Source organism: Candidatus Villigracilis vicinus (genome assembly GCF_016702885.1).
Classification (GTDB): domain Bacteria; phylum Chloroflexota; class Anaerolineae; order Anaerolineales; family Villigracilaceae; genus Villigracilis; species Villigracilis vicinus.
In genome coordinates this window covers 58,502-73,080 of the sequence record NZ_JADJDD010000006.1, presented here as the reverse complement: position 1 = coordinate 73,080, position 14,579 = coordinate 58,502, and the positions used below count along the sequence as shown (strand labels likewise).

Here is a 14,579-nt window from a genome sequence, read left to right as displayed (position 1 = left end):
TTACTCCTCTGCCACCGGAACCGTAAAATGGAAAGTGGTTCCCTGCCGATATTCACTCTCGAACCAGATCTTACCACCCTGCATTTCCACAAGGCTTTTAGTAATATTCAACCCCAAGCCGGTTCCCGGCGCTTCACGCGCTTTGGGGTCATCGGATCGGAAGAATTTCTGGAAGATCTTTTGTTGGTCTTCTGGGGTCATACCAATGCCGCTGTCTTTCACAGACAAGTGAATAACGCGGGGCGCGCCTTCTGCATCCCAATGATTCGGACTATCTTCCACGCCTACAATAATGGAACCACTTTCAGGGGTGTACTTAAATGCATTGCTGATCAGGTTCGTAAGCACCTGCCCCACACGGATGCGATCCGCCCACATGGCAGGCAGGTCTGTAGGAATGTTTAACTCGAGGGTCTGCTTCTTGTCTTCCAATTGGCGTTTGAACGTGCGAATAACGTCATCCACAAGGTCAACTGCTTTGGTGGCTTTGAATTCAAGGCGCAGCCGTCCCGCTTCAATCTTGGAATTGTCGTTGAGATCGGATACAAGTGTGGACATACGCTCCACATTTGATTTAATGGTGGACAGGAAGTTCGTTTGCATTTCGGTGATCTGTCCAACCGCGCCGCTTGCAAGCAATTCTGTATATCCCTTGATCGAAGTCATTGGATTCTTAAGCTCATGCGCCACAAAGGATACGAAATCACTTTTTGCCAGGTTGGCACGTTGAACCTCACTATATAGCTGGGCATTTGAGATGGCAATGGCAGCATGATCGGTAAGACGGGTCAGAAAATCTATATCCACCTGCGAGCCGCCGGTGCTTTCAAGGTACAACAAACCGATAACCGTTGTTTCACGGCGGATCGGAATGACCATTTGCGTTTGAGAGGACACCAATAATTTATTCTTCGAGGCTTCGACTGCCACTTCCACGTTTTGCGGCAAACCAGTTTCAATAGCAGCAAGCATGGAAGGCAATTCAACCTTCATCACCAGATCAGGAATGGATGCCATTTGATCATCCAACCCTTGATGCGCCATTACACGCAGCTTGATTTCTTCAAGGATGCCGATCAACCCCGCCTCTGCCCCAGACTGTCGCAACGCCCAGTCAAGCGTGATGCGCATGGCCCGGTCCATTTCGAGGCTGGCGTTCAATTCACGGTCAATGCGCTGCATGACTGACAACTCTTCCACACGACTGGCAAGCTCTTGGTCGGTCAGAGTATAAAGGCGCGCATTTTCAATCGCAACCGCTGCCTGCCCGGCAAAAGCAGCCAGCAAGGTCTGATCATTTTGAACGAAAGGAAGACCATCGCGGCGATTGATAACTTCCACCACGCCAATGACACGATCCTGAGCTTGCAGCGGCACAGCCAACAGGGAGCGGCTGACGAACCCTGTTTGCTGATCGACGCCCTTGAAGCGGTTGGTAGTGCTATGCTCTTCATTTTCAATGACGGGTTTTTTCATATCGACAGCGCGACCTACGATTCCCGTTCCTGGTGCAAGGCGTTTACCAATCAAGTTACCTGCCACCGGACCAACCGTCACTCTGAAGACAAGTTCATCCGTCTGATCGTCCACCAAAAACAAGCTACCCGCTTCGCAATTCAAAATACCAACCGCATTCTCAAGAATATTCTGCAAAAGCGGGTTCAACTCCAGCGTCGAGGTCAACTGACGCGTGATCTCGTTCAAAGTCGTCAACTGACGGGCACGTTCCTGGGTCTCTTTCAACAAACGCGCCTTGACGATGGCACCAGCGGTCTGATCGGCAATTGCCTGAAGCAATTCCATTTGCGCACGAGTGTAGACCGTGGAACCGTCGCGGCTGCCCACACTAAGAGCACCGATGGATTCCGCGCCCGCATTAAGCGGCACACCGATCCACGCAAAGATATTTTCGATGGTGGGGGTATGGTTGCGTGCCTGGCATTCGCGGATGTAATCCTGAGTCATGATCGGGCGGCTCTTACGAATCACTTCTGGAGAAAGCCCAACATTCGCAGAGAACGGCTGGTTCTCCCGCTCGTGAATGCGTTCGTTATTCTCAAGGCAAAAGCCATAATAGAAATAGTCACTGTCTTTATCATACAGTGTGATGTGGAAATGCGAAGTCGGAACGATCTGGGCAGTCTGGGCATAGATCAATTCCAACACATCATCAAATGTCAGGGTGACGTTGACACCCTGCGAAACGCGGGTCAATGCATTCATTTCCTGGATGCGGCGTTCTAGGTGAGCAACGGTTTGTACGCGTTCAATTGCAACAGATGCCTGATCGCAAATGTTCTCAAGAAAACGAAGATCACCCGGTGAATACGGCTGACCCGTCAGACGTGAGCCCAATGCCAGCCAGCCGTTGGGTCTATCTTTACCGGGGAAAGCAATAAACAAACGTGCGCCTAATAATGCAATCCGTGATTGCTCCGGTTTTAACTGATCCGGAAGGTTGGCCACATTATCCAAATATAAAGGCAGGCTTTCCTTCTTGAAATATTCAGCCAACGGACTCGCTGCCCGAAAGCGAATATCCGTAGTGGGATTGCGTCCGTCCACAGGAAGAGCCGCAAAAAAGTCATTCAGGGAATCGTAGGTAAAGATGTGAATATGATCTGGAGCAAGGGTTGAGGCGATCTGATCACGCAGAAGCGACCCAATGGAGTTCAGGTCCAGAGTGGTCGTCAACCTATGAGAAAAATCTTCCAGCTGTTCGGCAATCACGCGTGAGCCGCGAAAAAAAAGCGAATCGGTCAGGTTTTGTAAACGGACGCGCAGCGGTTCAAGCCCCAGCGCAAGCACCAGAATCACGATTCCTGCCAGATAGTTTTCAGGAAGCGCATTTCCAAACAACAAGCCTGCCCCCGCCGCAACTAACGCATACCCGAAGGTAACAAGAGCCGTCAGAACTGCATACATCACACCCCGCCGCGCAAGATCGTCTGTGCGCAGGAAGCGGAAACGCATGATGTTATATCCCATTAAAGTTGGGAAGATCACAACCGGCAAAAAGAACAACGGAGAAAAAGCGATGTTAAGAACCTTCCCCAATGCCAGGAATACTCCCAGTGGGGTAAATGCAAAGAAGGCTCCCACCAAAGTGCTGCGTGCCTGTGACTTTACAACTGGCGACTGGGAATACGCCGCATAATAAAAACTAAACCCAAGTAGAAATAAAATACAAATGGCATCATAAGTGAAAATATTCTGCCAAAGAGGTATGTATGCTTTCGGATTCCCAGCATCAAAAATGGAGGGAAAGGCCATAGTTGCCAGAACAAGACTAACAGCAAACCCCACCCAACGGAGGTAGGGACGGTTGATAATGATTCGAGGAGAAGCGGGGAAAGAAAGGGAAAGCGCGATCGCAGAGCCGCCTGTTAGTGCAGCAGCCAATGTCCACAGATGCGTAAATTCGTGGGTGGTCCACAAATTAAAGATCGTGCCAGTAACAATCGAGAATGATGAAGCGAACATGGTGAACGCACGCCCTGCTGGCTCATTGCGGCGTAAGCCAAAAGTCCAAATGCTCAATCCCATGAAAATCAAACTAAGGATGGTTGGGAGTACCAGATAAATACTGATGTCGCTGTCTGGAAATTGCTGCAATTCGAGGGGCAAGTCACGTACTTCCCCATCCTTGAACTCCACAGTCAGAGTAATGTTCTCCCCAGGCGCAAATTTCCCCACGATCGCGTCACGCATATCCTGACTATTCTTAACCCTGACCCCATTGACTGCCAGAATTTGATCCCAATTTTTCACTTCCGCACTGAACGCCCAGGCACCTTTGGAACCGCCCGTGTCGTTAAATATCAATGAATGTTCATAAAACGAGCCGATAAAAGGCTCACGCACCCACTGAACAGCAAGTACCAACGCCCAAACAAGCACAACCGCTGCAACAACTTGATAGAGAAAAACGATCCCCGTCAGGATGCGTCCCAGCGATTTTTCAGAGAAACGACCGTTCATTGAATTGAAATTCATGGCTTAATGTGAGGGAAATTTTACTCTACATTCCAGCCGGAGGTGTATGGTACTTTCATAACAAAGGCGTAAGGTGACGCGCCCGCCTCCCCTGACTTGAGCCTGCCCCAGTGATCCTCAGACAGATTCCTACGCTGCGGGCTGGTTAAGCAGATAGACGGCATCTCGCGATGCCGTCTATCTGCTTACGGTTCGTGTTTTTTCAACAACGCTTCATAGACCGACTCGGGGATATCCGCCACCCGGTAGATCTGGAGATACTCCAACCCATTGATCATGATGACCTTCTCTGGCGCTACTACACCTTCGAATTCACTCAAGATCTTTTCAGTTTCAGGATGCTTCTCGCGGGCGATCGGGTACAACACCAAATAATCGGCACTGCGCATCTCCTCAGTAATAGTCACAAAATCGTTGAACAGGACGTTCGGGCGCTTCAACACCACCGTCTCACCAGGAAAATAATAGGAGAATGTGCCCATCCCAATGTAAACATAAGCTCGCAGATCCTTTGCATTCGGCTTTTGCGCCAAATATTCTGCCGCCTCAGAGAAGCCTTCACCATAGGCATAGGTTGCGGCTTCCTTCGCTAACGGATTTTTGTACGTGAAGTAATATGGCGCATATGGCAAACCAGACCCGATCTGGGCAAGTGTGATGACGACCAATGCTGCCACAGAAACACTTGCTCTTGCTACCACCTTCCAACGCTGCCCAGCCCACAGCAAAGCATTCCCCCACCCCATACCTGCAATGACATCAAATGAGACAAAGGTATTCATGATGTAGTGCGCATGATTCCGCCCCTGTGCAATGCCGAACATCAATACGAACAGGATTCCCAGTAATGCCAGATACCCGATCAGCGATCTAACGTGTGCAGGCATACCATCTTTATCTTTTGAAAACAAGAAGTAGACCGCAAACACAATGCCAAACCAGGTAATAAAGGTCGTCCCTGACATCCAATAACGCAGATAGAGAAAGACTCCGTCGAGGCGGGTGTTCACGGTGAATTCAGCAGGATCCAGTTCCTCGGTCACGTCGAGGCGGGCACCCTGGAAGGCGTAACTAAATGCGTTGCCATATACTTCGCGCAGCATCCGTGCCGGGTCCACCCACATTCCGGGCCATAAAATGAAATAGACCAATGCCGCCACACCGAACCAAATGGCAAAGACTCGCACTACATCCCCAAACCTTGCTCCAAACGACCTGCCATTTTGTTTTAGCAACTCCACCAAAAGCATTACACCGATCACTCCCAAAAGCGCGATCGAAGTGGATTTGTTCAACTGCGCCAGCCCGAATGCTGCACCAGAGAGTAAAAGGTAGATCGTTTTTCGACCTTGCGTAAAGTATATGTGAATCCCCAACAAGGAGACCAGTACGAACATTGCCCCCATCCCCTCCATATTGAGGAGGCGCGAATGTCCCAGGAAAAATGGGGCGATCATTGCCAGGGACATGGAAAGGAATGCAGTATGCTGACCCGCCAATGAACTCAACAAGAAGAAAGCTGTCAACGCCAGCAACGCCAGCACCCCTGTTTGAATGTAACGACTGATACGAACGAGATTGAGTGTTTCTTTACCATTCTCTCGCATGAATTCTTCAAAGAAAGGTTTACGCTGATCGAAATACCCCTGCCCAAAGCCACGGTATTCCGGAAAGTACACTTGCATGGCAGTGGAGATGATCCACATATTCGTCACACCGGGGTGGTATTCAAAATAAGTATCCTGAAAATCCCTGTGCGTAACAGCATAATAAAAATTCGAACCGGAGATCACCCACCAGGGCTCATCAATATCGATTGCACGGTCAATTTTGATCAAGCGCGATGGCAGGGTAAAAACAAGCAAAAACAGGGCAAGCAACAACGTATGGCGATGTGTGTTCAGGAAGCTCGTCATTTTAAATGTGCCAACGCTTCGAAAATCTCCGGCTGTAGATCATCCACTTTATAGATGCGCACATATTCATATCCATTCAGCCAGATAACATGGAACGGTTCAGCCTTCGCCATGGCATTGACGAAATTTAAGTGATGCGCCAACTGTCCCTGATTGGCGTAATATACGACCAAATATTCCGAAGCTCGCAGGTTATTCAGCAAGTCTTCCGTATGGTCGCCATCTGAATAATACGGGCGGTAGCTAATTGTGGGACCGGGATAGTAATACGAAACACATCCACGGCTGTAATAAGCAAAGACCGTCGTGTTCTTCGCATCGGGCAACTCTGCAAGGTATTGAGCAGCAAGCTCCAAACCTTCACAATAAGGGAAATGCGGAAACTCTCTATACCATCCCGCCGCCGCAAGAATGGGATTTCGGTAAGTAAAGTAATAAGGATAATTCATCAGGGCGCTCCCCGTTTGAGCGAGCATCACCACGGAAAGCAAAACGACCTGACCCGTTTGGCGAATGGATGGGATGCGTTTGACCAGCCACTCAGCGGCATGGAACCACCCCAACCCTGCCAGTAAATTGAAGGAGAGATAGCTCGATAGAATGTAATGCGGAGAGTTGCGACCCTGCGCAATGCCGATCAAGAGCACGAAGGCGATGCCATTGGTCAACAGCAGTGTGAAGAAAAGTTTGTTCCGCGGAGCATGCTCCGAGTCCCGGGTGAACGGAAGGGCAAATCCCAAAAGAACGCCAAGCCAGGTCCACGGTGTGGTTCGATACAGGAGGATCTTGAATACCTCCCAGATATCCCCCAACCGTGTGTTCAGGCTGAACTGGGCAACATCCAATTCTTCGGTGACTTTAAGACGCGCACCTTGAAAGGCATAACTGAAAGCATTGCCATACACAGTATAGAGCATTTTGCCAGGTGCCACCCACATACCAGGCCAGAACACAAAATAGGTGACAAGTAAAATAGCGAACCAAATCCCAAAAGATCTCAAGCCATCAATAAAGACCTTCACCCAACCCTGCTCACGATCCTGGATCATTCGCCACAGCAGCATCACACCCATTGCCGCCAGCATGGCAACGGCAGATGATTTCGATAATTGCGCAAAGCCGCCCGCCACACCTGACAGAATCAAAAAGGCAAACTTATGTTCTTTAAAAAGGTATAACGCAAACGATATCAACGAGATAAGCACAAAGAGCGAGACCATGCCCTCATGATCCATCAAGCGATGCTGACTGAGGTAAAAGGGATCGAACATCGCAAACACAAGCGCAAACACTGCCACCGGCTTTGGCAGGAATTTTTGCAGTAGAAAATACAAGGTCAAACAAAGCACCAGCAATACAAAGACCTGAATAACGCGTGAATAGATCAACAGCATCAATGGGTCTTTGCCATGCTGGATCATGAACGGATCAAGCCGTCCTTTTTCATAATCAAGGTATCCTTGACCAAAGCCGCGATATTCAGGAAAGTACAACAACATGCCAAGCGAAATGATTGACATGGTTGTAACAGCAGGCTGGTATTCATAGACCGTGTTCTCAAATTCACGCTGCCCCAAGGCATAATAGAAGTTGGCACCCTGACTTAACCAGGAAGGTTCATCGAGTGTAACGAACGACCCAATCCCTGCAAGGCGCGGCACAAGAAAAACAACGATCAACCCAATATAGATCGCAACATCAATAAGCTTATTCCGATTCATGATTCGGATTATACCCGCCGCAGTCAGAATGGTAAAATCACCCTGTGAAAGAAAAGATCAAACAACTCCTGCAAAAACCATTTGCAATTCCAGCCGCATTATCCCTACTGGTTCTTCTGGCATACGGTTTACTCACCCCATGGATGGGCTTTTACTGGGACGATATGCCTTTTGCATGGTTCCTGCACTTCTTCGGTCCCATCGAATTCATTGAAGCCTTTCGCCCTTTCCGCCCAGGGCTGGGATATATCTTTGCCGCAACGACCGCCATTTTTGGCGGGCAGCCCTTCACGTGGCAGCTGCTTGGCTTGATCATCCGCCTCATTCTTGGACTTCAGGTATGGTCGCTGCTTCGGAAAGTTTTTCCCACCCGTGAGCGTTCGGTCCTATGGGTCATCCTGCTCTTCACCGTATACCCCGCGTACGGACAGCAATGGGTCGCCCTGACCCACATCAATCAAGAGTTAATTCCGCTTTTCCTCCTCCTTTCTTCTTTCATCCTCACAGTAAGTCTTTTGCGGAGCGGTAAACCATCACTACCAAGCACTGCGCTTGCCATTCTCCTGCAAGCTCTGGGGCTATTCACCACCGAATATTTTTTCGGGTTGGAGATCCTGCGTTTTTTCTTTATCCTTGTGATCTTTGCCGAATCCATTGCAAATAAAAAAGACCTGATCAAGAAGACCTTTATTCAATGGCTGCCCTATCTGATCGTATGGACCATCAACGCCGCATGGACATATTCCTATCACCGCTCAGATGCATACAACTCCTATCAGATCAGTCTTCTCTCTTTACTTTCCCCGCTTGCCCTCCTCAATGAATTTGTCACCACACTTTCGCTTTCCGGTTTCGTTTCCTGGCTGGGCACCTTCAGCATTTTCTCGCCAGTGGACGGGTCTGCTACGCAGGTCATAGCATTTGTGATCTTCACTGCGGCATGTTTGGTCGTTTATTTCCTTAGCGGAGCACAACGTAATGCTGATTCTGAACTACCAAAAGCGAATTACGAATCGCATAACAAGGACCTGCCATCTTCTGGCACGCACTACTGGTTTATCCTCATCGGCATCGTCACCATTTTCGCCGGGCGTCTGCCCTCGTGGGCTGCGGGTCTCCCCCTGAAGATCGAGTTCGATTATGACCGCTTCTTCGTCTCGATCATGCTCGGGGCAAGTTTATTCATCATTGGGCTGGCAGATCTACTCTTACGTGAAGGACGCGCCAAACTCATCCTCTTGAGCCTTCTTATCGGCATATCTACGGCATATCAATTCACCTCGGCGAATACCTACCGTCGCGATTGGGCAAATATGCAAGACCTCTTCTGGCAAATGGCTTGGCGTATGCCAGACTTGCAGGAAGGCACAACCGTACTGACCTACGAACTGCCGTTGAAATATCTCTCAGACTACCAACTGATGTCCACCTTGAACTGGATGTATGCCCCAGACTTTGAAGGACGCGAACTACCCTATGCATTGCAATACCTCAAAACAAGATTTGAAGCCGCGGAGATCAAAGCCGATCACCCGATCGAAGTGACCTATCGTACCGTCAAATTTAGCGGCAACACATCAAACAGTGTGGTCATTTACAAAGAAGCGGATGGCTGCCTGCGTGTTTTGGATCCGGTTTATAACAATGCCGAAACTGTTCCCGGCGCAAGTTTCTATCTGACCGATGCTATTGCACTATCCGATCCGGCGCTGATCCGTACGGATGCATCAACCCCTGCCATGGAAAAAAAACTATTCGGGAATGAGCCGTCACATGGCTGGTGCTACACCTACGCCCAAGCCGAACTCGCCCGCCAGGCAGGGAATTGGGAAGATGTGGCAGCTATCTACAAAAATGCGCAAAAAGAAGAACTCGCCCCCACCCTGCCTGTAGAATATCTGCCTTTTATCGAAGCCTTCGTACACACTGGTGATATGGATACCGCACTCAAGTTGACCGAGAAAACAATCAAAAGTCAGCCCACGCTCTGCCCGGCATTGAATACAATGTGGACCAGGGTTTCGGGGACTGTAGATATTTCAGAAGCAGAAACTTTACTTCAGAAAGAATGCAAGCCATAAAACAAGAGAAGGTCACCTTGGAGGTGACCTTCTCTTTTATAACCCATGTTGTATCGCGATCACTGCGGCTTGCGTCCTATCAGATACGCCCAACTTTTCCAGGATGGCACTGACATGGTTTCGTACAGTACCTTCAGATAGATGAAGTTGTGCAGCTATATCCGAATTGGTCATTCCCTTGGCAAGCAGACGTAATACATCCAGTTCGCGCTCGGTAAGCTTACCGGTCAGAACGGATGCAGGCTGGGTCTGATTGCTGGCAACCTGATTGAGCAATTTGCCCGCCACGGCAGGATCTACAAAAGATTTACCATCCATCGTACCGCGAATGGCTTCGATGATCTTCTGACGCGGTGTGTCTTTAAGCAAATACCCGGAAGCGCCCGCACGGATGGCGTCGAACACCCATTCATCATCGTCATAGGTGGTCAGCACCAGGATCTTGATAGCTGGATATTTCTTGCGGATCTCGCGTGTGGCTTCAATGCCGTTCATTCCTGGCATTTTCAAATCCATCAGCACGAGATCAGGGGTCTTTTTCCCGGCAAGTTCAATGGCTTCAAAACCATCTTGAGCAGAACCAACAACCTGAAAATCTTTCTCAAGAGTGAGAAGCATTTCCAATCCGTCGCGGATAACTGCCTGGTCGTCACAAAGAAGAATTTTCATAGATTCGCCCATCGATCAGGATTATATTGTCAGTACCACGCGGGTACCTTTGCCTTTATCGCTTTCAATTTTCAATCTCCCACCGGAAAGTTCAGCGCGTTCACGCATGCCAACCAAACCAAAATGACCGGAAGTTTCGCGTGAATGCATGTCAAAGCCAACGCCATCATCTGTAACCATGAGGGTGGTAAGCCCATTACTGGAAAGGTGAATGCTGAATTTTTTCGCGCGCGAATGTTTGGTGAGGTTCTCAATGGCTTCCTGGGTAACTCGCAGGATGGTTTGCTCCACGTCTGGGCTGAGGGAAGGCATTGGGTCTTGCAGATCCAATTCGAGGTCCAACCCGAAGCGAGAGGCGGCAGACTCAGCCGCTTTCCGAATGGCGAGATTCAATCCCAAGTCCACCAAGTCAGATGAGCGCAGGGCTTTCAAAGCGCGGCGGGTTTCATCCACACCTTTGCGGGTGGATTCGAGTGAGATATCGATCATCTCACGTGATTGTTCGGGATTGATATCAAAATAAGCTTTGGCAGTTTCAAGCGAAACGGATATGGCAGTGAGTGAATGAGCCAGCGTATCGTGCAGCTCACGTGCAAGACGGTTGCGCTCACGGCTAACTGTGAGCTGCTCCAGCGTGGACGCATAATGCGTGAGGTTGGCATTCGCTTCCCGCAGTGACTCCCGTTGTTCGCGCAGGCGGGAAACAAGGAAGCTAATAAAGAAACCAACAGCAACAAAACTGATGGTTCGGATAATGGCAATGAACAAATAAACAGATATGTTGCGATTTTCAAATGGATTGATCGCTGTCAAACCAAGCTCAAAAGTGGTGACAACCAGGCTAAAAAAGACAACGTGTGTAAAACGATACTTCCATGCCACAAGAGCCAGGGCAACGAACATCACGGGCAACTGACGCAACGCCATCCCTTCTGCATTCGAGAGTGGTCCCTGCGGAAAGCGCGGTACAACCAGCGCACTAATGAGAATGGGCGCAGCTGAAATGACAACCAGCATAAAGGGATAATAAGCTCTACCGATATTCTCTTGAACATCCTCCCAATAAGTAAAGATCAGGAAAATCAACGCCATCAATCCATTGGCAAAATAAAAAATGTAGACCGGTGAATACATACTACGCGGAGGCTGCCCCAAGGTATTGCCAGGGTTTGGTAGCAATGGCTGGTTTGGAAAGGCTGACTGCAGCCGTACCCCACCGCCCAAGAACTGCTGGACTTGAGGTGTATAAAGCGCAAAATCCATCAACGCCATACCAAACAGGAAACCCAGCCAGATCCAGGCGGCAATACGGAGAACACGGGTTGAGTCATCTGTTGTGCGCATGCCTGCATCTTATCACGAAGGGATTTTTCAGGGGTGTGACGGGTGTCATGACCTGTCACAAGCACCCATGACAGTAGTCATGGGTGAATTTTCGGAATCATGATTGGAAACACTCTATTATTTTTCAGTAAAAAATTAAACTTTGGGAAGATGCAACTGGTATTTGGCAAAAGCACAATCTACAAATCAAAAGGACGCATATGGCAACTTTATCCACTCCCCTTCCGAAACAAGAAGTTACCCGCTTTGCACGGTTTCTCACCGTTGGCGCCATCGGTACTTTGCTCGATTTCAGCATCCTCACCCTGCTCAAATTAGCAGGGCTTCCAACACTGGCTGCCAACAGTCTATCGTTCGCAGCGGGTTTACTCAACAACTTCACCTGGAACCGCCTGTGGACTTTCCGAGACACCGTCAACATCGATTGGCGCAGGCAGTTGGTGCAGTTCACCATGGTCAGTTTGGTGGGCTTGGGATTGAGCAACCTGATCGTGCTATCGTTGGAAGGTATTTTCAGTACGTGGCTCGGCTCAGCTCAATGGAGCTATTTGCCCGCCAAAGTGCTTGCAACAGGAGTGGTGGTATTTTGGAATTATTTTGCAAATCGAACCTGGACGTTCAAACATCTCGACCATACACGATAGACCATAGTCATCGTAAAACTAGGAGTTCTAAATGACAACAGCAACCCTTCCTTCACAAGTACAACCTTCCACCCTTGGCAAAAAGATTTTGCCCGGTGTGACCATTGGCACACTTATCGTGATTATCATCATGGTCGCTTCGTTCGGTTTGCACATGATCAACATCAACTCGATCGGCAATGCCAATGAGTACTATACGGCCGCGGTCGAATCCATGCTCAAATCATGGAGTAACTTTTTCTTCATCGCAGCCGAACCGGGCGGTTCGGTCACGGTCGATAAACCCCCGCTGGGGCTGTGGATCGAAGCCATCTTCGCCTACTTCCTCGGCGTAAGCGGATTCAGCGTCTCCCTGCCCAATATCCTGGCAGGCGTGTTCGGCATTGGTCTGTTATACAGCATGGTCAAGAAATACATGGGTGAATTAGCGGGCATCACCGCCGCCCTTGTCATGGCGATCACTCCAGTGTTCGTCGCCACCAATCGCAACAACACTATGGATGGTATTCTAGTTTTTACATTATTAGTAGCAGCATGGGCATTCATCAAAGCCACAGAGTCGGGCAAGCTGCGCTGGGTCTTACTCGGTGCGTTCATTGTGGGCTTGGGCTTTAACATCAAAATGCTGCAAGCCTTTCTGCCTTTACCCGCATTCTATGCATTGTATTTCTTTGGCTCGAAAGAAGGCTGGTTGAAGAAGATCATCAACCTTGGTATTGCCACTGTTTTGCTTGTAGCGGTCTCGCTTTCATGGGCAGTCGTTGTAGACCTTGTCCCCGCAGAGAATCGCCCTTTCATCGGCTCCAGCGATGACAACACCGTAATGGGATTGATCTTCGGGCATAACGGTGTCTCTCGTTTGGAAAGTAACGGCGGAGGAGGCGCGCCTCCTTCTGGAACTCAGCCGGGTCAGCCCTCCAATGCAGAGACTCAGCCTCAGCAGAATCCCGGTCAAGGTCAGCAGGGTCAGTTCCAAGGTCCGCCGCCTGCCGCCCTGAACGCCTGTGAAGGACAAACTGAGGGGGCATCCTGTTCGTTCACAACGCAGAACGGAAATACCATCAACGGCTCGTGCATCATACCGCCCAACCAAACCGCCCTGGCTTGTGCTCCACAAGATCGGATTCCCCAGAATGGACAGGTTCCAAACGGGCAAATGCCTGCTGGTGGACCCAATGGACAGAATGGCGGTACACCCTTCAGTCAGGAAACAGGCTCCCCCGGTGTATTACGTTTCTTCACTTCTCCACTCTCCAAGCAAATGTCCTGGTTGCTGCCCTTTGCACTCATCAGTGTCTTGTTGGCGCTCTTCGGCTCACGCATTCAACTCCCGATTGAGTCAGGTGTACACAAAGCTCTCATCCTTTGGGGCGGCTGGCTGCTCACCTGTGTAGTTTTCTTCAGCATGGTTTCAGGTATCTTCCATGCTTACTACGCCATCATGCTCGCTCCGGCTTTGGGTGCAATGGTTGGAATCGGCTTTGCCCAGTTGTACTCCTGGGGCAAAAATAAAAATTGGACAGTGATCGGGTTGATCCTCACAGTACTGGTCACACTTGGCTTTCAAGTCTTTGCAGCCTCACAATACAATGAGTTTTCGTGGTGGATGATCGGGACGGGTATTCTGCTTGGGCTGGGGATCCTACTCATGGCAGTCTCGAGGCGCGCAGCGTATGCCATCATATTAAGCGCAGCGCTTATCATCCCTGCCTATTGGAGTGTAATGACAGTCACATCCAGCTCGAACAACAATCTACCCACTGCCTATGAAGGTCAGGCTCAAACTGGGCAAGATGGTTTCCTCGGCAGTCCGGCGCCAGGTGGAAATGGCGGCGAAACCGCAAACACTGAGTTGGTAGACTTCCTGCAAGCTAATACACAGGATGTGGAATACCTGGTCGCTGTACCATCATCCCAGCAGGGGGCAGAATTGGTACTGGCAACCGGTCGTCCGGTACTCTATATGGGCGGCTTCGGCGGGCAGGACGAGGTCGTCACCGCGGATGACCTTACCACGATGGTCGCGAACGGCGAACTCCGTTATGTTCTATACGGCGGCGACCGCGGCAACAAACAGGATATAACCAATTGGTTGAGTTCATCCTGTGCTGTCGTCAATGATTTCAGCAGTGTAAGCTCAGTTCAAGGTCAGGGCGGACCACGAAACCAAAATATGACACTGTACTCTTGCAGGTAGTGAAAAAATCC

Annotated in this window: 8 protein-coding genes; 3 read left to right on the top strand and 5 right to left on the bottom strand. The window is 49.7% G+C overall.

What is annotated here, in order from left to right; all coding sequences use genetic code 11:
* The 3 genes from IPG80_RS06375 to IPG80_RS06365 all read right to left on the bottom strand — a co-directional run bounded on the left by IPG80_RS06375 (position 1) and on the right by IPG80_RS06365 (position 7,633).
* Complete coding sequence (locus IPG80_RS06375) at positions 1-3,996, bottom strand: GAF domain-containing protein (protein ID WP_345104023.1); 3,996 nt, start codon at positions 3,994-3,996, stop codon at positions 1-3.
* Positions 3,997-4,181: 185 nt separating this feature from the next.
* Complete coding sequence (locus IPG80_RS06370) at positions 4,182-5,912, bottom strand: glycosyltransferase family 39 protein (protein ID WP_345104020.1); 1,731 nt, start codon at positions 5,910-5,912, stop codon at positions 4,182-4,184.
* Positions 5,909-7,633, bottom strand: a complete 1,725-nt coding sequence (locus IPG80_RS06365) for a glycosyltransferase family 39 protein (protein WP_345104017.1) — start codon at positions 7,631-7,633, stop codon at positions 5,909-5,911. The genes IPG80_RS06370 and IPG80_RS06365 overlap by 4 nt, the downstream gene beginning before the upstream one ends.
* A 44-nt stretch (positions 7,634-7,677) precedes the next feature.
* Here IPG80_RS06365 and IPG80_RS06360 point away from each other — a divergent pair, with 44 nt between their 5' ends.
* Positions 7,678-9,714, top strand: coding sequence for a hypothetical protein (locus tag IPG80_RS06360; RefSeq protein WP_345104014.1), 2,037 nt, complete (start codon positions 7,678-7,680; stop codon positions 9,712-9,714).
* Positions 9,715-9,750: 36 nt separating this feature from the next.
* On the opposite strand, the gene IPG80_RS06355 is transcribed toward IPG80_RS06360, so the two are convergent.
* Entirely contained in the window at positions 9,751-10,383 is a 633-nt protein-coding gene (locus tag IPG80_RS06355) for a response regulator transcription factor (protein ID WP_345104012.1), read from the bottom strand.
* A 21-nt stretch (positions 10,384-10,404) separates the two neighbouring features.
* Positions 10,405-11,727 (bottom strand): sensor histidine kinase, encoded by a 1,323-nt coding sequence (locus IPG80_RS06350; protein ID WP_345104009.1) that lies wholly within the window; start codon positions 11,725-11,727, stop codon positions 10,405-10,407.
* A 200-nt stretch (positions 11,728-11,927) separates the two neighbouring features.
* On the opposite strand from IPG80_RS06350, the gene IPG80_RS06345 reads away from it, so the two are divergent.
* Both IPG80_RS06345 and IPG80_RS06340 read left to right on the top strand, forming a co-directional pair.
* On the top strand, positions 11,928-12,371 hold the full coding sequence (locus IPG80_RS06345) for a GtrA family protein (RefSeq protein ID WP_345104006.1): 444 nt from the start codon (positions 11,928-11,930) through the stop codon (positions 12,369-12,371).
* Positions 12,372-12,402: 31 nt separating this feature from the next.
* A complete protein-coding gene (locus IPG80_RS06340; RefSeq protein ID WP_345104003.1) occupies positions 12,403-14,568 on the top strand; it encodes a glycosyltransferase family 39 protein in 2,166 nt (721 codons plus the stop codon).
* Positions 14,569-14,579: the final 11 nt, after the last annotated feature.

Coding starts and splice junctions, on each gene's coding strand:
- IPG80_RS06375 (WP_345104023.1), bottom strand. CDS start 3,996: ATGAATTTCAATTCAATGAACGGTCGTTTCTCTGAAAAATCGCTGGGA.
- IPG80_RS06370 (WP_345104020.1), bottom strand. CDS start 5,912: ATGACGAGCTTCCTGAACACACATCGCCATACGTTGTTGCTTGCCCTG.
- IPG80_RS06365 (WP_345104017.1), bottom strand. CDS start 7,633: ATGAATCGGAATAAGCTTATTGATGTTGCGATCTATATTGGGTTGATC.
- IPG80_RS06355 (WP_345104012.1), bottom strand. CDS start 10,383: ATGAAAATTCTTCTTTGTGACGACCAGGCAGTTATCCGCGACGGATTG.
- IPG80_RS06350 (WP_345104009.1), bottom strand. CDS start 11,727: ATGCGCACAACAGATGACTCAACCCGTGTTCTCCGTATTGCCGCCTGG.
- IPG80_RS06345 (WP_345104006.1), top strand. CDS start 11,928: ATGGCAACTTTATCCACTCCCCTTCCGAAACAAGAAGTTACCCGCTTT.
- IPG80_RS06340 (WP_345104003.1), top strand. CDS start 12,403: ATGACAACAGCAACCCTTCCTTCACAAGTACAACCTTCCACCCTTGGC.